Below are 19,794 nucleotides of genomic sequence, written 5' to 3'. Positions count from 1 at the left end.
GCGGTTCTGCAGTCAGCGCGCAAGTCTCTGAAGAGCTGGGGAATCTCATCCTCGGGGTTGGCGATTGCCGGCTGCGAATCGGCTCCGACTCGCGGAGAGCGGGGTTTCAGCAGCCGCCGGAGGAGGCGGTCGGGGCTCCGATGCCGGTCCGGGGAGTGGCGGGGGCGGCGCAGCATCCGCCGCCCGGCTGCTCGGCGTTGTCGGGCTCGTCGAAGAGGCCCGCACCGCCGCACACTCCCGACTCGGGGAGGACCAGCTCGACGCGCTCTGCGGCCTCCCGGTCGCCCGCGACGGCGGCGGCGACCGAGCGGACCTGCTCGTAGCCGGTCATCGTGAGGAAGGTGGGGGCGCGGCCGTAGGACTTCATACCGACCAGGTAGATGCCCTGCTCGGGGTGGGAGAGCTCGTTGACGCCGTGCGGGTGGACGGTTCCGCATGAGTGGACGTTGGGGTCGATCAACGGGGCGAGGGCGGTCGGGGCCTGGAGGCGCTCGTCGAGGCCGAGGCGGACCTCGGAGAGGAAGGACAGGTCGGGTCGCAGGCCGGTCAGGACGATCACCTCGTCGACCGGGTCGAGGCGGCGGCCGTCTTCCGCGACCAGGACCAGCCGGTCGCTGTCCCGGTCCACCGCTTGCGTGCGGAAGCCGGTGACCGCGCTTGCGTGGCCGGCCTCCACGGCGGCCTTGGCGCGCAGGCCGAGTGCGCCGCGTGCGGGCAGCTGGTCGCCCTCTCCGCCGCCGTAGGTGTTCGCGCCGATGCCGCGGCGCAGGATCCACACCGCGTGCGTCCCCTCTTCCTCCTTGGCCAGGTCGGCGAGGAGGGCGAGGGCGGTGAAGGCGGAGGCGCCGGAACCGACGACCGCGGTGCGCCTGCCCGCGTAGCGGGCGCGTACGGCCGGGTCGGCGAGGTCGGGGACGCGGTAGGTGATCCGGTCGGCCGCGGCCTTCTCGCCGAGGGCGGGCAGACCGTCGGCGCCGGCAGGGCCGGGGGCGGACCAGGTGCCGGAGGCGTCGATGACGGCGCGGGCGGTGATCCGCTCCTCGCGTCCGTCGGCGTGCCGGATGTGGAGAGTGAAGGGCTGTTCGTCGCGGCCGGAGTCGACGATGCGGTCACGGCCGGCGCGGGCGACACCGGTGACCGTCGCACCGTAACGGACCCTGTCGCCGATGACGTCGGCGAGCGGCTGCAGGTACTGCTCGGCCCAGTCGCCGCCGGTCGGGTAGGCGGTGCCCTCGGGGCGGACCCAGCCGGTGGGGGCGAGAAGCTTCTCGGCGGCCGGGTCGGTGACCTCGGCCCAGGGAGAGAACAGCCGTACGTGTCCCCAGTCCCGGACGGCGGTACCGGCGGTGGGACCCCCCTCCAGGACCAGCGGTTCGATACCGCGGTCGATGAGATGCGCTGCGGCGGCCAGACCCACGGGGCCGGCACCGATGACGGCGACCGGCAGCCGGCCGGTGGTGGACGCGCTGTTGGTGGACACAGCCACGAGGTTCCTCCCTTGTTTCGACATCTGTCGATGACTTGTGCGGGCCAGCATGACATCTGCATCGACATGCGTCAACATAGACATTCTTCGAATTAGACGGGAGGGTGACCGGCGTCACGCCGTCGGATCCGCCTCGGCGTGCACGGGTGCCGTGCGCCCGGCCCGGCGTCCGGCCCCGCCGGCGACAGGGCCGCCGCCTCCCGCCTTGCTTCGGCATGTGTCAACATAGATGCATGTCGAATGTCCAGGTGCTGCCGCTGGTCGAGTCCGGAGCCTCCGACGGCGTGGCGCCCTGCTGCCCGCCGCTCACCGAGCGTCCGTTCACCGCAGGGGAAGCGGAGGTTGCGGCGCGGATGTTCAAGGCGCTCGGCGACCCGGTGCGACTGCGGCTCTTCTCCGCGGTCGCCTCCCACGAGGGCGGCGAGGCGTGCGTCTGCGACATCTCCGACGTCGGCGTCTCTCAACCGACCGTCTCTCACCACCTGAAGAAGCTCAAGGACGCCGGCCTGCTGACCTCCGAGCGGCGCGGCACCTGGGTGTACTACCGGGTCGAGCCGTCGGTGTTCGCCGCGATGGGACGGCTCCTCGCTCCGCGCTGATCCTTCAGGTCACGCACGAGAAGGAGCTCGCCGCCCCGCCGTCACGCATCCGTCTCCCGCCACCACCGACGCATGGCAACCGTCGGGACGGGCTCGCGACCGCGGTGAGCCGTACCAGGGGGTGATCGGCTACGTGGACGCGACGTTCGAGACGGCCCACCGCCTCCAGGTGGCCGCCGTCAGGACGGGCCCGGGCACACCCGTGGTGCCCACCGTCGAAGCCGTACCGGGCGGCATCGCCGGGGCGCGGGTGACCGGCGCGGGCAACGACCTGGCGCCGGGCGCCGGACTGCCGCGCCCGGCCGGGGCGTATCGGATCGTCCTGGTGACCTACGAGGTCGTGTGCGAGAGCGGCAACGGGGCCTCCGTCCTGCCGACGTTGGACTCCTTCCTCGCCGGCCCCGTCGGCGAGGCGGGCCAGGACCTCCCGTACCGGGTGGGATGCGTGCCGGTGCCCGACGGGATCGCCGCCCGGGCCCGCGAGGTCGTCGCCGCCCTGTCCTGACCCCGCCTCGGGGGCTTGCGTTCAGGGCCGGAGGAGTTCGGTGACCGCCCGTGCGGCATCGCGTGCCGGGCGGCCGACGCCGATGAGGGTGGCGGAGGCGGGGCCGGTCCAGTCGCCGTAGCCGAGCAGGTGCAGGCGGGGCTCGTCGGCCGCGCGCGTCCCGGCGGTGGCGATATGGCCGCGCCGCCCCCGGAGCCGGAGCGGGGCGAGATGCGAGAGAACGGGCCGGAAGCCGGTGCACCAGATGATCGTGTCGGCATCCGAGCGGCTGCCGTCGGCCCATTCGACGCCGCCGGGAAGCAGCCGGGAGAACATCGGGGCCGCTTTCAGCAGGCCGCGGTCACGGGCTTCGCGCACCGGCGGGACCGCGACGATGTCGCCCAGCGACGCGACGCCGCCCGTGTCGGTGCGGCCCTCGTCGAGGGCGCGGCGGCGGGCAGTGGCCGTGTCGAACAGGGCGCGTCCGTCGACGTCGTCGGCGAGGAAGCGGGGCGGACGCCGGGTGACCCAGGTCAGGTCCGTGTCGTGGGCGAGATCTGCGGCGATCTGGGCGCCGGAGTTGCCGCCGCCGACCACGATCACGCGCCGGCCCGCGAAGTCGGCGGGGCTGCGGTACTCGGCCGTGTGCAACTGGCGTCCCCCGAACACCGCTTGGCCGGGGACGGCGGGGAGGAAGGGCCGCCACCAGGTGCCGGTCGCGCTGATCACCGCACCGGCATGCCAGGTGCCGGTACCGGTCTCCACCCGCAGAAGCGAGCCGTCCCGGCGGACGGCGAGGACACGTACGGGGCGCTCGACGGGCAGCTCGTAGCGCTTCTCGTAGTCGGCGAGGTACTCCACCACATGCCGTGCGTCGGGGCAGGTCTCGCCCGGCTGGGGTGGCATGAGACGGCCGGGCAGCGAGGAGTAGGCGGCCGGGGAGAACAGGTGCAGGGAGTCCCAGGCGTGCTGCCAGGCGCCGCCCGGCGTGCTCAGGGCGTCGAGGACGACGAAGTCGAGGCCGAGACGCCGCAGGTGGTAGCCGGCGGCGAGCCCGGCCTGGCCGCCGCCGATCACCACCACCTGTGTGCGGTGGCTCATTCCGCCGGTCGGCCGGGCATGAAGATGACCGCGACCAGGGCCAGTCCGACCACGGCGCCCACGAGTTGCGCGCCGGTGAAGCCCAGAACCGAACCCGGCGCGATGCCCGCGAAGGTGTCGGTGAAGGCGCGGCCGATCGTCACGGCCGGGTTGGCGAAGGACGTGGACGAGGTGAACCAGTACGCGGCGCCGATGTAGGAGGCGACCGCGAGGGGCGCGAAGCGCAGCTGGTCCGCCCGGGACAGGCCGAAGATCAGCAGAATCAGGCCGGCCGTCGCGACGACCTCACCCAGCAGCAGATGACCCGCCGACCGGTCGTGCGTGGACCACTTCACCAGTGGCTCGCCGAACATCGCGTCGGCCAGGATGGCGCCCGCGACGGCGCCCGCGATCTGCGCGGGCAGGTACACGGCCACCTCGCGCAAGGTGACCCCGGCGCCGCCGCGGCGGGCGGTCCACCACTCGGCGAGCGTGACCACGGGATTGAAGTGCGCGCCGGAGACCGGGCCGAGCAACAGGATCAGGATGCCGAGGCCGAAGACGGTGGCCGTGGAGTTGGCCAGCAGCTGCAGGCCGACGTCCTCGGTCAGCTCGGTGGCCTGGATGCCGGAGCCGACCACGACCGCCACCAGCGCCGCGGTGCCGGTGAATTCGGCGGCGGCCCGGGCGGCCAGCGGGGTACGGGGCCGGGTCGCACCCGGCGCGGGCGCCGCAGGCCCGGCCGCAGGCGCCGCCCGCGCGGCCTGTTCGGTAGGGGCGGCTTCGGCGGCAGTCACGGGCAGGCCCTCTTGTTCTGTGCGGCGGCGCGGGCGGACTCGGCCAGGTCGGCGAACTGACCGGCGAGTGAGGCGATGACGTCCGGGCGGAGCTTGTAGTACGTGAACCGGCCGCACGGCTCCGTCTCCACGACCCCGGCCTCGCGCAGCACCTTCAGGTGGTTGGAGAGGTTGGTCTGTCTCGCGCCCGTCTCCTCCACGAGATGCGTGGTGCACAGCGTCTCTTGGGCGAGCAGGGTCACGATCTGGAGCCTGAGCGGGTCGGCCAGAACCCGGATCAGATCAGTGTCGACTGACGTCAGCATGCACTGATACTGTCACATCAGCGGTGACTGACACCACCGGACGCTGATATGTCGTGCCCGTTCTGTTGCGAGACAAGAGAGACCTCTGATGTCCGACAAGCCCTCCGTGCTGTTCGTCTGCGTCCACAACGCCGGCCGTTCCCAGATGGCCGCCGCGTGGCTGACCCACCTGGCCGGGGACCGCGTCGAGGTCCGCTCGGCCGGCTCCGACCCCGGGGCGGGCGTGAACCCGGCCGCCGTCCAGGCCATGGCCGAGGTCGGCATCGACATCTCCGCCGAGGTTCCCAAGATGCTCACCGTCGACGCCGTCAAGGAGTCCGACGTCTGCATCACCATGGGCTGCGGCGACACCTGCCCCGTCTTCCCCGGCAAGCGGTACCTGGACTGGGACCTGGAGGACCCGGCGGGCCAGGGCGTCGAGGCCGTCCGCCCGATCCGCGACGACATCAAGGTGCTGGTCGAGGGCCTGATCAGGGAGATCGCACCGGAGCCCCAGGCGTGAGCACCGCAACCGGCGGCGTACGTGACGTCATCGTCATCGGCTCCGTCCCCGCCGGATACACCGCAGCCCTCTACACCGCCCGTGCCTGGCTCGAGCCGCTGGTCTTCGAGGGTGCGGTCACGGCCGGCGGCGCGCCGGTGCAGACGGCCGAGGCGGAGAACTTCCCCGGCTTCCCTGGCGGCATCATGGGCCCGGACCTGATGGACGACATGCCGGCCCAGGCCGAACGCTTCGGCGCCGAACTCGTCCCCGACGATGTCACCGAGGTGGACCTGAGCGGCGCCGTCAAGACGGTCACCGGCAGCGGGGGGACGGTCCACCGGGCGAGGGCCGTGATCGTGGCGACCGGCTCGTAGCACCGCAAGCCGGGTCTGCCGGGTGAGGACGCGTTCTCCGGCCGCGGGGTGTCGTACTGCGCGGCCTGCGACGGCTTCTTCTTCCGCGAGCACCACATCGTGGTGGTCGGTGGCGGCGACACGGCCATGGAGGAGGGCACCTTCCCCTCCCGCTTCGCGGCCTCCGTGACGGTCGTCCACCGCCGCTCCACTCTGCGGGCCTCCCAGGTCATGCAGAACCGGGCGTTCTCCGACGACAAGATCTCCTTCGTTTTCGACAGCGAGATCGCCGGCCTCACGGAGCGGGACGGCAGGCTCACCGGAGTCGTGCTGCGGGATGTCTTCACCGGTAAGACCCGCACCCTGGACGTGACAGGCCTGTTCGTCGCGATCGGCCACGACCCGCGCACTGAACTGGTCACCGGCCGGCTCGACCTGGACGGCGAGGGCTGCCTCAAGGCCGCCTCCCCTTCCACCCGCACGAACATCCCGGGCGCCTTCGGCGCGGGCGACGTGGTCGACCACACCTACCGGCAGGCGATCACCGCGGCCGGCTCCGGCTGCGCGGCCGCACTGGACGCCGAGCGCTGCCTCGCCGCACTGACCGACACCGGCACCGCGGGCGAGCCGGCCGTGGCTGCGGTCTGCCGTCCCGAAGGAAGACCACGGCTCTCAGGAACGTCACCGATGACTCCTTCGGACAAGACGTCCTCGACAACGAGAAGCCGGTCTTGGTCGACTTCTGGGCCGCCTGCGCGGCAAGTGCCGCCAGCTCGCCCCTTCCCCGGAGGCGATCGCCGCCGAGCACGGCGACAGGACCGAGATCGTCGAGCTCGACATCGACGAGAACCCCGCCACCGTCGCCCGCCGCGGCGTGATGTCCATCGCGACGGTGAACGTCTGTCAGGGCGAGCCCCGCGGTCCCCTTCTTCTGGCGGAGGCACCCGGTGGCCAGTAGACGCGTCGTCGCCATCAGCGGCACCGACGCCGGTGTCAGCGCGGCCCTGCGCGCCCGCGAGCTGGATGCCGGCAGCGACGTCACCGTCGTGGTGGCCGACGCCTGGCCGAACTTCTCCGTCTGGCGCGTCCCGTACCACGTCAGGCGTGAGCGCGCGAGTCGCGCGGGCGGGCTCGGCCCTAGGAGTCGCGGTGACGTCGATCTCGGTGAGGACGCCAAAGTCCTGGGCGGCGAGGGCGTATCGGGTGCGGGCAGCGGCGGTGGCGAAGGCGGTGTCCAGGCGAGCCGTGCGGTCGTGACACAGGGCGGTGATGCCTGCCTTCGTGTCCGCTCGGGTGGACGAGGCGCGCGTCCCGTCGGGTGGACGACGTGCTCGTGTGGTGGCGGCCGGGGTTTCCTTACTCCCAAAAATACCCCCCGGGGTACTCGTGCTACCGTCGAACATATACCCCCGGGGGTAATTCTTCGTCGGATGGGAGTACCTCATGTTCTTCGTCGACACGATCGAGGTGTCGGGGCTCGGCAACCGCAGCTATCTCGCCGGTGGTGAGCGCACGGCCGTGGCCGTCGACCCGCCCCGCGACGTCGACCAGGTCATCGCGGCCGCGGCCGGGCGCGGGGTGCGGATCGCGTATGTCGTCGAGACGCACGTCCACAACGACTACGTCACCGGCGGCCTGGAGCTCGCCCGGGTCACGGGCGCCGCCTATCTCGTGCCTGCCGGGGCTCGCGTCTCGTTCGAGCGGGTGCCGGTGCACGACGGCGACCGTGCGGAGGTCGACACCGATGCCGGCCTGGCGGTGCGTGCGCTGGCCACACCGGGCCACACCCCGCACCACACGTCCTACGTGCTGGAGGAGAACGGCACGGCGGTCGCCGTGTTCACCGGCGGCTCGCTCCTGATCGGCAGCGTCGGCCGCCCCGACCTGGTCGAGCCCCGGCTGACGGAACACCTCGCCCGCGCCCAGCACGCCTCCGCGCACCGGCTGGCCGCCGAGCTGCCGGATGAGACGGCCGTGCTGCCGACCCACGGCTTCGGCAGCTTCTGCTCGTCCTCCCAGGCGGAGGGCAGCGACACGACCATCGGCAAGGAGAAGGCGTCCAACGAGGCCCTCACCCGAGACGTCGACACCTTCGTCGCCGACCTGCTGGCGAGCCTGGACGACATCCCCGCCTACTACACGCACATGGGCCCGGCCAACGCCGCCGGACCCACGCCCGTCGACCTGACCCCGCCCGCCGTCGCCGACGCCGACGAGATCGCCGCCCGGCTGGCGGCGGGGGAGTGGGTGGTGGACCTGCGCAACCGCGTCGCCTACGCCGAAGGGCATGTCGCGGGCTCCTTCAACTTCGAGGCCGAAGGACAGCTGGCCACCTATCTGGCCTGGCTGATTCCGTGGGGCAAGCCGGTCACGCTGCTCGCCGAGTCGCCCGAGCAACTCGCGGCGGCCCAGCGCGAGCTGGTCAGGGTGGGCATCGACCGCCCGGCAGCGGCGGCCACGGGCGGGCCGGCCCGCTGGGTGCGCGAGGGCGAGGTGCCGGCCTCCTTCCCGAGGGGCACCTTCGCCGACCTCGCGGGGCGGATCGCGGACGTCGTCGTCCTGGACGTGCGCCGATCCTCGGAGCGGGCCGGCGGGTTCGTCGAGGGCTCGGTCCACATCCCCGTCCACGCCCTGCACCGCCGCCTGGACGAGGTGCCCGACGGCGAGGTGTGGGTGCACTGCGCGGGCGGGATGCGCGCCGCCGTGGCCGCCTCCCTGCTGGATGCCGCGGGGCGGGACGTCGTCGCCGTGGACGACTCCTTCGACGCCGCCGGCAAGGCGGGGCTCACCGTCCGTACGCCCTGACGCGGCGGCCGGACTTCCGTACCGACAGGGGACACAGGAGCGAGAGACCGAGATGAGCATATTCCGACGTGCCCGGGGTGGCTCCGGGCGTGTGAGCGTGCAGGAGGCGGCCGTGCGCACCGGGCACGGTGGCCCCGACGGCGCCGACGGCGCCGTCCTGGTGGACGTGCGCGAGCCGTATGAGTGGCAGGCGGGGCACGCGCCGCACGCCGTGCACCTGCCACTGTCCGCGCTGGCCGCCGGGGCTGGGCTGCCCGATCGCGCCCAGGCGCGGCCCCTGGTCGTGATCTGCCGTTCCGGGCATCGCTCACAGCGGGCCGTGGAACTGCTCGTCGCCCGCGGCTCGGCGGCCGTGGACGTGATCGGCGGGATGCGGGACTGGGCGGAGGCGGGGCTGCCGGTGGTCGACGGGCGCGGCCGGAACGGCACCGTCGCGTGAGCGCGGTCGTACTCGCCCTCGCCGCCGGCGCCGTCATCGGCGTGGCGCTCGGCGCGCTAGGGGGCGGCGGCAGCGTCCTGGCCGTCCCCGCGTTGATCTACCTGCTCGGCTTCAGCCCCGTCGCGGCGACCACCGCGAGCCTGGTCATCGTCACGCTCACGTCGGTCACCGCGCTGGTCGCGCACGCCCGGGAAGGGCACGTCCGATGGCGGACGGGGCTGCTGTTCGCGGCGGCCGGGATCGGCCCGGCGATGCTCGGCGGCGCGCTCGCCGCCCACGTCCCGGCGGCCGCACTGACGGCGGCCTTCTCCCTGGTCGCGGGAGCGGCCGCCGTGCGGATGCTGCGGTCCCGGCAGGCCGCGGAGGGCGCCGTGACCGTACGGCCGGGGCGCGCCGCGGCGGCCGGGGCCGGACTCGGCGCGGTCACCGGTGTCCTCGGCGTCGGCGGCGGTTTCCTCGCCGTACCGGCGCTGGTGGGCGTGCTCGGCATGCGGATGCGCGACGCGGTGGGCACCAGCCTGCTGGTCATCACCGTCAACTCGCTGGCCGCGCTGACGAGTCGGGCGGGTACGGTCGAGGGTCTGGACTGGACGGTCGTCGGCCCCTTCGTCGGGGCCGCGATCCTCGGAGCCTGGGACGGGAAGAGACTGGCCTCGAAGGTCTCGGGCCACACGCTTCAGCGGACCTTCGCCCTGGTGCTGCTGTCCGTGGCCGCCTTCATGCTCGTCGACGCGCTGGTGTGAGGCACACCGTGACGCGCGCTCACGCCAGGGACAGGAACAGCTTCTCCAGCCGGGCCCGCATCGCCTCCGGGTCCTCGCCGTTCTTACGGCCGGACTCCATGTCCGTCACACAGCGCTGAAGGCCCGTCGCGATGATCGCGAACCCGGCGCGGTCCAGTGCGCGCGAGGCGGCGGCGAGCTGCGTGACGACCTCCTCGCAGTCCCGCCCCTCCTCGATCATCCGGATCACACCGGAGATCTGACCCTGTGCCCGGCGCAGCCGGTTCAGCACGGACTTCAGCTCCGCACCCGCGAGATCAAGTTCCACGACCACTCCTCGAAAAATACCCCTCCGGGTACTGTACGTCCCGGTTCGGGACGGCGTCGACCACCAAGGATCACACCTGCCATGACACATTCCCCCGCCCCCGTCGCCCTCGGCACCGACCAGACCCGCACCCGCTTGCACGAACTCACCGTCATCGACGTGCGTACGCCCCCCGAGTACGCCTCCGGGCACCTGCCCGGCGCCGTGAACATCCCCCTCGACCACCTCCGGCGGGCACTGCCGGAGATACGGCACGCCGCCGAGCGTGGCGACGTCCTCGTCGTCTGCGCCTCCGGCGCCCGCTCCGAGAACGCCTGCAAGCTCCTGGCCGAGCAGGGCATCACCACGGCCACCCTCGCCGGCGGCACCAATGCCTGGGCCGCCGAGGGGCACGACCTGCACATGCCGGCGGCCTGCGACACGCGGGCCGGCTGGAGCATGGAACGCCAGGTGCGCTTCACCGCCGGCACCCTGGTTCTGCTTGGCGTCGCCCTCGGGGCGTTCGTGCACCCGGCTCTCCTGCTGATCCCGGCCGGTGTCGCGGGCGGCCTGGTCTTCTCCGCCGTCACGAACACCTGCGGCATGGCGGCCGTGCTCGGCAGGCTCCCGCACAACCGCCCGCGCGGCGCCGACCTGGACGCCGCTCGCGCGGCCCTCCGGGGCCGCTGACGGCGCTCGGCCCCGGGCACCCGCGTACGCGGCGCGTGTGCCCGGCCGGGCGTACGGCACATCCGATCGCGGACGGCGACGAGGGCGGGGACGGACGAGATCCGGTCCGGCCACGGCGCTCGGGCCCCGGATCGCCGACGAGCGGGAGGAGATGACACGCAGGACGCGACGGTCCCGGCCTGTACCTGGCCGGGACCGTCGGGGTCGTCGCGGGAGGGCGGCGCCTACACGGCGGCCGTCGGAGCCCCCGCACGTGCCTTGCGGCGGCGCAGCGCGAACGCGGTGGTCATGGCTCCGGCGGTCAGGACACCGGCGCCGACGGCGATCGGCAGGGCCGGGGAGGTGGAGCTGCTGGCGGCGACGTTCTGGGCCTTGAGGTCCTGGACGTACGCCGGGTAAGGGGCGTGCGTGGATCCGGCGGACGCCGCACGGCCGTAGTGGTGCGGGATGGGCTTGACCGACCTGACCGAACCGTCGGTGTTCAGCAGCACCTGCTTGTCGTTGGGGTGCCGGAAGTCGAACATGCCGGCCAGGCTGCCCGCGCGCCGGTCGAAGGAGGCGTCACCGATGCCGCCGGTGTGCCAGTTGTTCTCGATGAACTGGGTGATCGAGGTCTGCTCGGTGGCGGTGTGGTCGACCGAGTTCACCTTGCTGTAGGGGGAGATGACGAGCAGTGGCTGCCGGGTGCCGGGGCCGCAGCGGTCCGCGTAGCCGCCCTTGGCAGCCGGGCCGGCCTGGCAGTCGGGACCGTCGACGGCCTTGCCGTTGGAGCCCACGGTGGAGTTCGTGGAGCCGTTGAGGACCTCGGAGGTCACGTGGTCGTACCAGCCGTCGGAGTCGTCGTAGGCGACCACGACCGCGGTGGACTTCCACTCGGGCGACTGCTGCAGCTCGTTGATCTCCTTGACCAGGAACTGCTGCTCGTCGGTCGGGTCGGAATAGGCCGCGTGACCGTCCTGGTACTCGGCGGCCTTCAGGAAGCTGACCGCGGGCAGGTTGCCGGCCTTCAGGGCGGCGTCGAAGTCCGTGAGGTCGTAGTTGTGGTTGGCCCGGCCGTTGTGCCCGATCTCGGCGATGCTCTTCGGGGCCAGGTGGTGCGGGTTGGACGTCGACTTGTAGTACTCGAACGGCGAGTGGTGCGGGCTGTAGTCGACCACGGCGGCGCCGCCGACGTTGCTGTGCGTGGTGTCGCACTTGGCGTAGGAGCCGGACGTGCCGTCCCACGCGGTCGACGGGCGGAAGCCGCCCTGGAACCAGCCCCAGCTCACGCCCTTGGCGTTGAGCAGGTCACCGATGTTCTTGCCCCGCATTGCCGCGAGGGCGTTGGTGCTGGTGTGGTCCTTGTCGGAGCAGTCGTCGTAGGCCGGGTCCGGGTCGTTGGTGACCGTGCCGACGCCCTTGGCGTCGGGCGAGATCACGGTGTACGAGTCCGGGGTCGACGTCTGCTTCGGGTTCTCCGTGCCGGTGGACGGGTCGGTGGAGATGACACCGTGCGTCTGACCGGAGACGAGGTTGAGCGCGCCGGGCGTGGACGGGCCGTAGACCGAGCTGAAGGAGCGGTCGTTGAGGGAGTACTGCTGCGCGTAGTTCCACAGCGCGGTGACGGTGTTGCCGTCGTAGTAGTCCATCACCAGGCCGGGCTCGCCGTAGAGCCCGGTGCACTTGCTGACCTCGGTGTTCTCGACGTACTTGTCGGCCTTGCCGCCGTCGGCCGCGTACTGCTCGGGACCGTAGGAGTGGTTCTGGTCGCAGGTCATCGCCTGCGCCGGGGTGAGCCGCTTGGGCGTGTACAGGTTCGGGTTCTTCGTCAGCAGCCCGGAGTTGAGCAGGTTGTCGGCCTTCGGGGTGTGCCGGGCCGCCTTGAAGGCGGTGCCGTCGGTGTTGGCCGCCTGCGGGTAGGTGGCGAAGTAGTGGTCGAACGAGACGTTCTCGTCGTAGATCACCACCACGTGCTTGATCGGCGTGGCGGTGTGCGTGCCGCCGTGGCCGTGGCCGCCGTGCGCCGAGGCCGCCGCCGCGGGGACGGCGCCGCCCGCCGTGGCGAGGGCGGCCGCGCCGATCAGGGCGCCTATGCGCGTCAGCCGACGTCGCGGGCCGAAGGTTCTTCCAATGCCGAGCATGCTGTGTCGCCTTCCGGGAGCACCGAGTTCCACTGCCTGGCCCATGCGTGACCATGACGTCTATGGCCGGATCCTGGGCAATGCTGACGACCGGTCGAGGGAGCGGCAATGAAGGGCGCACGAACGAATGGTCAGGAGATCCTCATGGTCTCTTGACCTTCTTTTGATCCGGGTGCGCTCGCCCGGTCACGTCAGCAGGCGGCGTCCCAGCCAGTCGGAGGCGTCCCGCACCCCGGGCAACGCGAAGAAGTAGCCACCGCCGAACGGCGAGACGTAGTCGACCAGCGGCTCCCCGGCCAGCCGCTTCTGCACGGTCTCGAACTGCCGCGCCAGGTCCTGCTGGTAGCAGCAGAACAGCAGCCCCATGTCCAGGTTGCCGTTGGCGTCCATACCCCGGTCGTAGTTGTAGCCGCGGCGCAGGATCCGCTGGTCGGCGCTGGCGGTGGTGCGCGGGTTGGCCAGCCGTATGTGGCTGCTCAGGGGGATGATGTCGCCCTTGGGATCCTGGGCGTACTGGGGCGTGTCCTTCTCGTGTCGCCCGTCCAGGGGCGCACCGGTGTCGCGGGCCCGGCCGAACATCCGTTCCTGCTCGGTGATCGGGACCCGGTCCCAGAACTCCACCAGCATCCGGATCAGCCGTACGACCTGGTAGCTGCCGCCCCTGGCCCAGTCCGGTTCGCCGTCGCTCGCGCCCACCCACACCAGGCGGTCCGTCTCCCGGGAGCTGGTGACGTCCGGGTTGGCGATGCCGTCCTTGAATCCGAAGTGGTTGCGCGGAACGCCGGAGGGGCGGGACGGGCTGACGAACCCGTCCATCCGCCAGCGCACCTGCATGCCACCGCGGGTGTGCCGGGCGACGTCGCGGAGGGCGTGCAGCACCGTGTCCGTGTTGGCTGCGCAGAACTGCACGCTCAGATCACCGTGACACCAGGCGGCGTCGAGGTCGTCGTCCGGGAACGACGGCATGGCGGTCAGCCGGCGGGGCCTGCGGGCGGCGAGTCCGTAACGGTCGTCGAAGAGGGAGGCGCCGACGCCGACGGTGACGGTCAGTTGGTCGGTGGGTATGTCCGGGCCGAGTGTGCCCGAGTCGGCGGGCGGCGCGGTGATGCCCAGTTCGTCCGGGGTGCCGCCGGCGGTGAGGAAGCGGGCCCGGTCGGTGAGCGTGCGCAGCAGCGCGGCCAGTTCGCTGCGGTTGTCGGCGGTGGTGTCGAAGGACACGAACGCCGTGGCGCGGGGTGCCGGGGTGGTGATGCCCGCCTGGTGCGGACCGTGGAAGGCCACGCGCTGCGGCGCTCCGGAGGGTGCGGCGGCGGAGGCGGTGCCGTGGTCGGCGGCGACCAGGCCGGCGCCGGCCACCGCCGCCGCGCCGGCCAGGAAACCCCGGCGCCCGACGTCGTTCACGTGCTTCACGAGGTCCTCCGTACGTCCGTGAGGGCGGCCACGTCGGCGAGCCGCTCGACCAGTTCACCGAGGTTCGCGTCGACCTTCTCCCGCTCGGCGAGGGTCAGCCGGTGCAAGGGTGTCCAGCGGCCGTCGTGGTCGAAGCCGTCCAGGATGTTCTGGGTGCGGTCCAGCCAGGAGTCGAGTCCGGCCAGGCCGGTGTCCCGGGTCTTCAGCAGCGGGCGCAGGAAGCCGAGGAGGGTGCGGGTGCCGTCGAGGTTGGCGCGGGCGGTGGCCAGGTTGGTGCCGCTGCCGTAGTCGGTGCGGCCGGTCAGCTCGAACTGCACGGTGTTCTCCAGGATCTCGTGCGCGCGCAGGCCGACGTCGGCCGGGTCCATCCGCTGGGTGGGCCAGCTGTCACGCAGCGCTCGTACTGCCTGGGCGAGTTGGTCGGTGGGGCCGCGCAGGCCGCTCGCCGACTCGCCGTGCCACAGCCCGTACTCGACCCGGTGGAACCCGGTGAAGCCCTTGTCGCGCACCCCGCCGGACAGCGCGGCCGTGGTTCCGTTGATCTCATCGTCGGCGTCGCCGAAGGTGCCGTAGGCGGCGCCCATCCGCTCGTACACCAGGTGCGCGGGCAGCCACGCGGCACGGGCGGCCGCGAGGTCGCCGCGGTCGACGGCGTCGCGCAACGCGTCCGTCCTCTGCACCAGTTCGACTGTGCGGGCCTGGATCCACTTCTGGTAGGCGAGCGTGGGCGGGATGAGGTCCTGCTGGCTCACGGGCACGGCCGCCGGACCGCTCCTCACCTTCGCGCCGGTGAGCCGGACCGTCGGCCCGGTGACGGCGTCCGCGTCGTCGGGCAGGCACTTGAAGGCGTACGAACCGTTGCCCAACGTCACCCGCAGCGGGCGCTCGGTGCCCGGAGCGAGGCCTTCGACCTCGCCGTAGACGGCGCCGGTCCTCGGGTCGGTGAGAAACACCTCGGCCGCCGAGCTGGAGGTGTTGCGCAGGTCGAAGACCTGGCGGCCGGGCTCGGGGCGGGTCCAGCCGCGTCCGCAGCCGGCGGCCGCGATCTCGACGGTGGTGTGCGGCAGACCGTCGGCCGCCGTCTCCCGGTGGGCGCTGCCGCCGGACCCCCCGGCGGCCAGCAGGACCGCCCCCACCGCGCCGGCGGCCACCAGGGCGCCGCCCGCGAGCAGCACGGCGCGCCGCCGGCCGACGGGGCCGGGCGAGGGCGGGGCCGATATGGAACCAGGATCGGCTTCGCGTGCGGCTTCGGGCACGCCGGGCCTCCAGACAGTCGTACGAACGAGGCGCCGATGATCCTAAGCGTGCCGGAAGGCCACCACGGGGCCGCCGACCGCTCCCTGACCGAACGCGGGAACAGAATTCGTCCGCGGTTCACCGTCCCGTCCACCGGCGCCGTGAATCGGCAGAGGAGTGCCGGTGCCGGCGGGGCGGACGAGGTGGAGGTGGACCTCTCCGTCGTCCGCCACCCCGTACAGGTCGATCCGCACCAGTCTTTGGACGCGGGCCGGCACGCGGGCCGGCACGCGGGCGGCGTGCCACAGGGCGGCGGTCGGCACGACCAGCGCGTAGCGCGGATGCGCGGGGATCCGGCCGTCGTGCGGCGCGGCAGCCGGCCGTAGGCGGTGTCGGCGTCGATACCCCTCTCCCGGGTGCGGCCCTTCACCGCGGCGATCAGCCGCTCGCCGCCGCGCACGGCCTCGACGCCGGTCCACCGGTCCGTGGGGACGACGGGTGTCCAGCCGCCGACGACCGGACGGCGCCGGAAGGCATCGGTGACACGCTCCCACGCCGACGTCGAGGTCTACGCGGGCGTGGTCATGGAACTCTGCGGTCTGCCCCGGGAGATGTTCACCCCGACGTTCACGGCGGCCCGCGCGGTCGGCTGGAGCGCCGACATCCTGGAACAGGCGGCGGACTCGAAGATCATCCGTACGGTGGCACGGTACGCGGATCCGGAGCCGGGGGTGACGGCCGCGGCTCGGTGGGCCCCTGCGGCGGGTCGTTTCCTATCCTGGAGCGGCCCACACCCCCGCCCGCACGGAAGAGGTCCCCGTTGGAGCACCACCGCAGCCCCCAGCAGATCCCGGTCGTCGTGCTCGCCGGATTCCTGGGCTCCGGGAAGACCACGCTCCTCAACCACCTGCTGCACCGCAGCGGAGGCAGCCGAATCGGGGCGATCGTCAACGACTTCGGAGCCATCGAGATCGACGCGATGGCCGTGGCCGGCGCCCTCGGCGACTCCACCGTCTCGCTCGGCAACGGCTGCCTGTGCTGCGCCGTCGACACCAGCGAACTGGACCGGTACCTGGAACGGCTCGCCGACCCGGCCACCGGCATCGACGTGATCGTCATCGAGGCGAGCGGTCTCGCCGAGCCCGAGGAGCTCGTCCGGATGCTGCTCGCCAGCGAGCACCCCGGCATCGTCTACGGCGGTCTCGTCGAGGTCGTGGACGCCGCCGAGTTCGACGACACGCGCGCGAAACACCCCGAGATCGACCGGCACCTCGCCCTCGCGGACCTGGTCGTCGTCAACAAGCTGGACCGGGCCGAGCAGGGGGGCGAGCGGGTCCTCGGCCTCGTGCGGTCGCTCAGCGACCACGGGGCCGCCGTCGTGCCCGCCACCTACGGCCGAGTCGACCCGGAGTTCCTCTTCGACTGCCGGCCCGGCGAGGAGCGCGTCGGGCAGTTGTCCTTCGACGACCTGCACGAGCATCGAGAAGCCGGTGAGCACGCGGGACACCTGCACGACCGCTACGACAGTCTGTCCTTCGTCTCCGGCCGGCCCCTCGACCCCCGTCGCCTCATGCCCTTCCTCGACAGCCGGCCCGAGGGGCTCTACCGGATCAAGGGGTACGTCGACTTCGGGCCGTACGACACCGGGAACCGGTACGCCGTGCACGCCGTGGGACGGTTCCTGCGGTTCTACCCGGAGCCCTGGGGGCGCGCCGAGGAGCGGCTGACCCAGGTCGTGCTCATCGGCTCCGGCATCGACGCGGACGCCCTGCGCAAGGAACTGGACGCGTGCACGAACGACTCCCCACACGCCGACGAGCACGGCATGTGGGGCGTCCTGCGCTACGTACAGGGCCTGGAGGAAGACCCTGAGCAGGGCTACCAGCCCTAGACCGGGCCCGCCACCACCGACACCGTCTTCGGCAGGGACACGCCCGAGCCGTCCCGGCGCGGGTCGATCTCCGGGAGTTCGGCCGGCGTCCCGTTCTTCTGGGCCGCCTTCGCCGGGACCGGCCCCGCCCAGGCGAAGGCCAGGCAGTCCTCGCCCTTCAGGAACCGCTGGCAGCGCACCCCGCCGGTGGCGCGGCCCTTGCGCGGGTACTGGTCGAACGGGGTCAGCTTGGCCGTCGTCTGCACCGAGTCGTCGAGCGTGCCGCGGGAGCCGGCCACCGTGAAGACCACCGCGTCGGCCGCCGGGTCCACCGCCGTGAAGGAGATGACCTTCGCACCCTCGGTGAGCTTGATGCCCGCCATGCCGCCCGCCGGACGGCCCTGCGGGCGCACCTGGGAGGCCTGGTAGCGCAGCAGCTGCGCGTCGTCGGCGATGAACACCAGGTCCTCCTCACCGGTGCGCAGCTCCACCGCGCCGACGATCCGGTCGCCCTCCTTGAGGGTGATGACCTCCAACTCGTCCTTGTTGGACGGGTAGTCGGGGACCACGCGCTTGACCACGCCCTGCTCGGTGCCGAGGGCGAGACCCGGAGAGGACTCGTCCAGCGTGATCAGGCAGACCACCGTCTCGCCGTCCACCAGGGAGAGGAACTCGGACAGGGGCGCGCCGCCCGCGAGGGTCGGGGCGCTCGCCGTCTCCGGGAGCTGGGGCAGGTCGACCACGTTGACGCGGAGCAGACGGCCGGACGAGGTCACCGCGCCGATCTCGCCACGGGCGGTCGCCGGCACCGCCGACACGATCACGTCGTGCTTGGCCCGCTTGCCGTCGGCGTCCTCCGGGAACGGCTCGCCGTTCGTCGTGCGCGCCAGCAGGCCCGTCGAGGAGAGCAGCACCCGGCACGGGTCGTCGGCCACCTGGAGCGGCACCACGCTCGCCGGGACACCCGATGCCTCCAGCAGGACCGTGCGCCGCTCGGTGCCGAACTTCTTCGCCACCGCGGCCAGTTCGGCCGAGACCAGCTTGCGCAGCTCCGCGTCCGACTCCAGGATCCGGGTCAGCTCGGCGATCTCCGCGGTGAGCTTCTCCTTCTCCGCCTCCAACTCGATGCGGTCGTACTTGGTCAGGCGCCGCAGGGGGGTGTCCAGGATGTACTGCGTCTGGATCTCGGAGAGCGAGAAGCGCTCCATCAGGCGCTGCTTGGCCTCCGCGCTGTTGTCGCTGGAGCGGATCAGCCGGATGACCTCGTCGATGTCGACCAGGGCCGTGAGCAGGCCCTCGACCAGGTGGAGGCGGTCGCGGCGCTTGGTGCGGCGGAACTCGCTGCGGCGGCGGACCACGTTGAAGCGGTGGTCGAGGTAGACCTCGAGCAGCTCCTTCAGGCCGAGCGTGAGCGGCTGGCCGTCCACCAGGGCGACGTTGTTGATGCCGAAGGACTCCTCCATCGGCGTCAGCTTGTAGAGCTGCTCCAGGACCGCCTCGGGCACGAAGCCGTTCTTGATCTCGACGACCAGACGCAGCCCGTGCTCGCGGTCGGTGAGGTCCTTGACGTCGGCGATGCCCTGCAGCTTCTTGGAGTTGACCAGGTCCTTGATCTTGGCGATGACCTTCTCGGGGCCGACCGTGAAGGGCAGTTCGGTGATGACCAGGCCCTTGCGGCGGGCGGTGACCGTCTCCACCGCCACCGTGGCGCGGATCTTGAAGGTGCCGCGGCCCGTCTCGTACGCGTCCCGCACGCCCTCCAGGCCGACGATGCGGCCGCCGGTGGGCAGATCGGGGCCCGGGACGTGCTTCATCAGCGTGTCCAGGTCCGCGTTCGGGTACCGGATCAGATGCCGGGCGGCCGAGATGACCTCGCCGAGGTTGTGCGGCGGCATGTTCGTGGCCATGCCGACCGCGATTCCCGACGAGCCGTTGACCAGCAGGTTCGGGAACGCGGCGGGCAGCGCCACCGGCTCCTGCTCCTGCCCGTCGTAGTTCGGCGTGAAATCGACCGTGTCCTCGTCGATCGACTCGGTCATCAGGCTGGTCGCCTCGGCCATCCGGCACTCGGTGTACCGCATGGCGGCCGGCGGGTCGTCGTTGCCCAGGGAGCCGAAGTTGCCGTGGCCGTCGACCAGCGGGACACGCATCGAGAACGGCTGGGCCATGCGCACCAGCGCGTCGTAGATCGACGCGTCGCCGTGCGGGTGCAGCTTGCCCATCACCTCGCCGACCACGCGCGCGCACTTCACGTAGCCGCGCTCGGGGCGCAGGCCCATCTCGTTCATCTGGTAGACGATCCGGCGGTGCACCGGCTTCAGGCCGTCGCGGGCGTCCGGCAGGGCGCGCGAGTAGATGACCGAGTACGCGTACTCGAGGTAGGAGCCGCGCATCTCGTCCACGACGTCGATGTCGAGGATCCTCTCCTCGTACGAGTCGTCGGGCGGCGGGGTCTTCGTGCTGCGGCGGGCCATCGCTGCCGGCTCCTTGCTCATGCGTGAACGGGATCTGACGCTGACCATTGTGGACCGCGGTACTGACAACCCGGGCCAGGACCCGGTCTCCGCGGCCCGCCCCGGTGCCACGGAGGCTTTCGGGAGCGGGTCG

Annotated in this window: 17 protein-coding genes and 3 pseudogenes; 11 read left to right on the top strand and 9 right to left on the bottom strand. The window is 72.1% G+C overall.

Features of this window, described 5'->3' with window-relative positions:
* Positions 1 to 106 precede the first annotated feature (106 nt).
* The gene (locus tag ACFXI4_RS21120; protein WP_384993253.1) at positions 107 to 1,480 is read right to left on the bottom strand and encodes an NAD(P)-binding domain-containing protein; all 1,374 of its coding nucleotides are present in this window, start codon (positions 1,478 to 1,480) and stop codon (positions 107 to 109) included.
* A gap of 239 nt (positions 1,481 to 1,719) precedes the next feature.
* On the opposite strand from ACFXI4_RS21120, the gene ACFXI4_RS21115 reads away from it, so the two are divergent.
* Together ACFXI4_RS21115 and ACFXI4_RS21110 are read left to right on the top strand one after the other, a co-directional pair.
* The gene (locus ACFXI4_RS21115; protein WP_384993034.1) at positions 1,720 to 2,085 is read left to right on the top strand and encodes an ArsR/SmtB family transcription factor; all 366 of its coding nucleotides are present in this window, start codon (positions 1,720 to 1,722) and stop codon (positions 2,083 to 2,085) included.
* A 133-nt stretch (positions 2,086 to 2,218) separates the two neighbouring features.
* Entirely contained in the window at positions 2,219 to 2,590 is a 372-nt protein-coding gene (locus tag ACFXI4_RS21110) for a hypothetical protein (protein WP_384993031.1), read from the top strand.
* 21 nt (positions 2,591 to 2,611) lie between these two features.
* Here the strand turns inward: ACFXI4_RS21110 and ACFXI4_RS21105 are convergent, their stop codons facing one another.
* From ACFXI4_RS21105 to ACFXI4_RS21095, 3 genes are read right to left on the bottom strand one after another with little or no spacing between them, the layout of a single operon-like run.
* Positions 2,612 to 3,670, bottom strand: coding sequence for an ArsO family NAD(P)H-dependent flavin-containing monooxygenase (locus ACFXI4_RS21105; protein ID WP_384993028.1), 1,059 nt, complete (start codon positions 3,668 to 3,670; stop codon positions 2,612 to 2,614).
* Positions 3,667 to 4,446: an aquaporin gene (locus ACFXI4_RS21100; RefSeq protein WP_384993026.1), complete on the bottom strand. Its 780-nt coding sequence runs from the start codon at positions 4,444 to 4,446 to the stop codon at positions 3,667 to 3,669. The genes ACFXI4_RS21105 and ACFXI4_RS21100 overlap by 4 nt, the downstream gene beginning before the upstream one ends.
* The gene (locus tag ACFXI4_RS21095) at positions 4,443 to 4,751 is read right to left on the bottom strand and encodes a metalloregulator ArsR/SmtB family transcription factor (protein ID WP_362727015.1); all 309 of its coding nucleotides are present in this window, start codon (positions 4,749 to 4,751) and stop codon (positions 4,443 to 4,445) included. The genes ACFXI4_RS21100 and ACFXI4_RS21095 overlap by 4 nt, the downstream gene beginning before the upstream one ends.
* 88 nt (positions 4,752 to 4,839) lie before the next feature.
* On the opposite strand from ACFXI4_RS21095, the gene ACFXI4_RS21090 reads away from it, so the two are divergent.
* The 6 genes and pseudogenes from ACFXI4_RS21090 to ACFXI4_RS21065 all read left to right on the top strand — a co-directional run bounded on the left by ACFXI4_RS21090 (position 4,840) and on the right by ACFXI4_RS21065 (position 9,575).
* Positions 4,840 to 5,253, top strand: coding sequence for an arsenate reductase ArsC (locus tag ACFXI4_RS21090; RefSeq protein ID WP_362727017.1), 414 nt, complete (start codon positions 4,840 to 4,842; stop codon positions 5,251 to 5,253).
* Positions 5,250 to 6,227, top strand: a pseudogene (locus tag ACFXI4_RS21085) (NAD(P)/FAD-dependent oxidoreductase); the annotation flags it as partial. The gene ACFXI4_RS21090 and the pseudogene ACFXI4_RS21085, both read left to right, overlap by 4 nt.
* Before the next feature lie 5 nt (positions 6,228 to 6,232).
* Positions 6,233 to 6,498: pseudogene (locus ACFXI4_RS21080) on the top strand (thioredoxin family protein); the annotation flags it as partial.
* A 533-nt stretch (positions 6,499 to 7,031) separates the two neighbouring features.
* Entirely contained in the window at positions 7,032 to 8,393 is a 1,362-nt protein-coding gene (locus ACFXI4_RS21075; protein ID WP_384993022.1) for a rhodanese-like domain-containing protein, read from the top strand.
* Between the two features lie 52 nt (positions 8,394 to 8,445).
* A complete protein-coding gene (locus ACFXI4_RS21070; protein ID WP_384993020.1) occupies positions 8,446 to 8,832 on the top strand; it encodes a rhodanese-like domain-containing protein in 387 nt (128 codons plus the stop codon).
* Positions 8,829 to 9,575 (top strand): sulfite exporter TauE/SafE family protein, encoded by a 747-nt coding sequence (locus ACFXI4_RS21065; protein WP_384993018.1) that lies wholly within the window; start codon positions 8,829 to 8,831, stop codon positions 9,573 to 9,575. Before ACFXI4_RS21070 ends, ACFXI4_RS21065 begins: the two co-directional genes overlap by 4 nt.
* 19 nt (positions 9,576 to 9,594) lie before the next feature.
* Here ACFXI4_RS21065 and ACFXI4_RS21060 read toward each other — a convergent pair whose 3' ends face one another.
* Complete coding sequence (locus tag ACFXI4_RS21060; protein WP_384993015.1) at positions 9,595 to 9,882, bottom strand: metal-sensitive transcriptional regulator; 288 nt, start codon at positions 9,880 to 9,882, stop codon at positions 9,595 to 9,597.
* Positions 9,883 to 9,963: 81 nt separating this feature from the next.
* On the opposite strand from ACFXI4_RS21060, the gene ACFXI4_RS21055 reads away from it, so the two are divergent.
* Entirely contained in the window at positions 9,964 to 10,551 is a 588-nt protein-coding gene (locus tag ACFXI4_RS21055; protein ID WP_384993012.1) for a rhodanese-like domain-containing protein, read from the top strand.
* Positions 10,552 to 10,775: 224 nt separating this feature from the next.
* Here ACFXI4_RS21055 and ACFXI4_RS21050 read toward each other — a convergent pair whose 3' ends face one another.
* The 3 genes from ACFXI4_RS21050 to ACFXI4_RS21040 all read right to left on the bottom strand — a co-directional run bounded on the left by ACFXI4_RS21050 (position 10,776) and on the right by ACFXI4_RS21040 (position 15,337).
* Positions 10,776 to 12,671: a phospholipase C gene (locus ACFXI4_RS21050; RefSeq protein WP_384993010.1), complete on the bottom strand. Its 1,896-nt coding sequence runs from the start codon at positions 12,669 to 12,671 to the stop codon at positions 10,776 to 10,778.
* A gap of 186 nt (positions 12,672 to 12,857) precedes the next feature.
* Positions 12,858 to 14,081, bottom strand: coding sequence for an iron uptake transporter deferrochelatase/peroxidase subunit (gene efeB, locus ACFXI4_RS21045; RefSeq protein ID WP_384993007.1), 1,224 nt, complete (start codon positions 14,079 to 14,081; stop codon positions 12,858 to 12,860).
* The gene (locus tag ACFXI4_RS21040; RefSeq protein WP_384993004.1) at positions 14,078 to 15,337 is read right to left on the bottom strand and encodes an EfeM/EfeO family lipoprotein; all 1,260 of its coding nucleotides are present in this window, start codon (positions 15,335 to 15,337) and stop codon (positions 14,078 to 14,080) included. Before ACFXI4_RS21040 ends, efeB begins: the two co-directional genes overlap by 4 nt.
* 531 nt (positions 15,338 to 15,868) lie before the next feature.
* Between ACFXI4_RS21040 and ACFXI4_RS21035 the strand changes: the two are divergent.
* Together ACFXI4_RS21035 and ACFXI4_RS21030 are read left to right on the top strand one after the other, a co-directional pair.
* A pseudogene (locus ACFXI4_RS21035) lies at positions 15,869 to 16,045 on the top strand (citrate/2-methylcitrate synthase); the annotation flags it as partial.
* Between the two features lie 92 nt (positions 16,046 to 16,137).
* Positions 16,138 to 17,208 carry a CobW family GTP-binding protein gene (locus tag ACFXI4_RS21030; RefSeq protein ID WP_384993001.1) on the top strand — a complete coding sequence of 357 codons (1,071 nt, stop codon included), beginning with the start codon at positions 16,138 to 16,140 and terminating at the stop codon, positions 17,206 to 17,208.
* Here the strand turns inward: ACFXI4_RS21030 and ACFXI4_RS21025 are convergent.
* A complete protein-coding gene (locus ACFXI4_RS21025) occupies positions 17,205 to 19,661 on the bottom strand; it encodes a DNA topoisomerase (ATP-hydrolyzing) subunit A (RefSeq protein ID WP_384993250.1) in 2,457 nt (818 codons plus the stop codon). The genes ACFXI4_RS21030 and ACFXI4_RS21025 overlap by 4 nt on opposite strands.
* Between the last annotated feature and the right edge of the window lie 133 nt (positions 19,662 to 19,794).

It is taken from the genome of Streptomyces sp. NPDC059224 (genome assembly GCF_042754285.1).
Taxonomy (GTDB): domain Bacteria; phylum Actinomycetota; class Actinomycetes; order Streptomycetales; family Streptomycetaceae; genus Streptomyces.
This window is presented reverse-complemented; position numbering and strand designations above follow the sequence as displayed.

Bases quoted from the DNA above. Each gene is read 5' to 3' on its own strand.
- ACFXI4_RS21115 (WP_384993034.1), top strand. From the start codon at position 1,720: ATGTCGAATGTCCAGGTGCTGCCGCTGGTCGAGTCCGGAGCCTCCGAC.
- ACFXI4_RS21105 (WP_384993028.1), bottom strand. From the start codon at position 3,670: ATGAGCCACCGCACACAGGTGGTGGTGATCGGCGGCGGCCAGGCCGGG.
- ACFXI4_RS21095 (WP_362727015.1), bottom strand. From the start codon at position 4,751: ATGCTGACGTCAGTCGACACTGATCTGATCCGGGTTCTGGCCGACCCG.
- ACFXI4_RS21090 (WP_362727017.1), top strand. From the start codon at position 4,840: ATGTCCGACAAGCCCTCCGTGCTGTTCGTCTGCGTCCACAACGCCGGC.
- ACFXI4_RS21075 (WP_384993022.1), top strand. From the start codon at position 7,032: ATGTTCTTCGTCGACACGATCGAGGTGTCGGGGCTCGGCAACCGCAGC.
- ACFXI4_RS21070 (WP_384993020.1), top strand. From the start codon at position 8,446: ATGAGCATATTCCGACGTGCCCGGGGTGGCTCCGGGCGTGTGAGCGTG.
- ACFXI4_RS21055 (WP_384993012.1), top strand. From the start codon at position 9,964: ATGACACATTCCCCCGCCCCCGTCGCCCTCGGCACCGACCAGACCCGC.
- ACFXI4_RS21050 (WP_384993010.1), bottom strand. From the start codon at position 12,671: ATGCTCGGCATTGGAAGAACCTTCGGCCCGCGACGTCGGCTGACGCGC.
- ACFXI4_RS21025 (WP_384993250.1), bottom strand. From the start codon at position 19,661: ATGGCCCGCCGCAGCACGAAGACCCCGCCGCCCGACGACTCGTACGAG.